Origin of the sequence: Actinosynnema sp. NPDC023658 (genome assembly GCF_040639995.1) — a bacterium.
Classification (GTDB): domain Bacteria; phylum Actinomycetota; class Actinomycetes; order Mycobacteriales; family Pseudonocardiaceae; genus Actinosynnema.
On record NZ_JBFAAX010001444.1, the window covers coordinates 1 to 1,126 of the forward strand.

A 1,126-nucleotide genomic window follows, 5' to 3' on the forward strand; every position below is an offset into this window, starting at 1 on the left:
CGTCTTCACGCCCGCGTGGGCGAACAGGGCGTACGGGTGGTCGGAGTGCTGCCCGGCCCACCCGGTCTACGACCCGGAGCCGGGCACCAGGTAGGTCACCGGCACGCGGGCCTGGCCGCCGGTCATGAGCGAGAACTTGTGCGCCTGGTTGACGATCTGCTCGAACGCCAGGTACAGCAGGGCCGGGATCTGGAACTCGATCACCGGACGGCGACCGCGCAACGCGGCTCCGGTGGCGAAGCCGGTGAACGCCTGCTCCGACAGCGGCGTGTCCAGCACCCGGTCCGGTCCGAACCGCTTGAGCAGGCCCGCGGTCACGTTCGAGACCGCCACGCGGACGTCCTCGCCCAGCACGAACACCGCCGGGTCGCGCGCCATCTCGTCACCGAGCGCCCGGTTGAGCGCCTTCTGGTAGGACAACCACGGCATCAGCCACCACCGCCCGGACGCCCGCGCATCCCGGTGGCGTACAGGTGGTCGAGCGCGCCGACCGGGTCGGGGTGCGGGCTGCCGAGCGCGAACGCGACCGCCGCGTCCACTGTGGACTCGACCTCCGCGTCGACCCCCTCCCGCTCCTCCGCGGTCAACCGCTCGCCCTGGATCACCACCGGGTCCCTCCGACGTCCACTCCGGACCTCTTCGTCGTCGCGGTAGCGGACCCGGACCTTGTGCTCCCACGTGTGGTGCGCGTCGAACCGGTAGGTCAGGCACTCGACCAGCGACGGCCCGCCGCCCGCACGAGCGCGGTCCACCGCCTCGCGTGCCGCGTCGAGCACCGTCCGCGGGTCCATCCCGTCCACCGTCACCGAGGGCATCCCGAACGCCGCGCCACGTCCGGTGATCGTGCCGGCGACCGAGTCCGCGACGGTCAGGGTGGTGGCGTAACCGTTGTTCTCGCAGACGAACAGCACCGGCAGCCGCCACAGGGCGGCGAGGTTCATCGCCTCCAGCAGCACGCCCTGGTTGACCGCGCCGTCACCGAAGAAGCTGACCGCGACCTGGTCGCCGCCCTCCTGCCTGGCGGCCCAGGCCGCACCGGCGGTGATCGCGCCGTTCGCACCGACGATCGCGTTCGCGCCGAGGATGCCCAGCCCGAAGTCCGCGGCGTGCATGGACCCGCCGCGCC

At 72.6% G+C, this 1,126-nt stretch carries 2 protein-coding genes; both read right to left on the reverse strand.

Annotated elements, in window-relative coordinates; all coding sequences use genetic code 11:
* Window positions 1-66: 66 nt before the first annotated feature.
* A complete protein-coding gene (locus AB0G02_RS41680) occupies window positions 67-429 on the reverse strand; it encodes a hypothetical protein (protein WP_360806545.1) in 363 nt (120 codons plus the stop codon).
* A partial coding sequence (locus tag AB0G02_RS41685; RefSeq protein ID WP_360806548.1) for a thiamine pyrophosphate-dependent dehydrogenase E1 component subunit alpha occupies window positions 429-1,126 on the reverse strand: 698 nt, incomplete at its 5' end. The genes AB0G02_RS41680 and AB0G02_RS41685, both read right to left, overlap by 1 nt.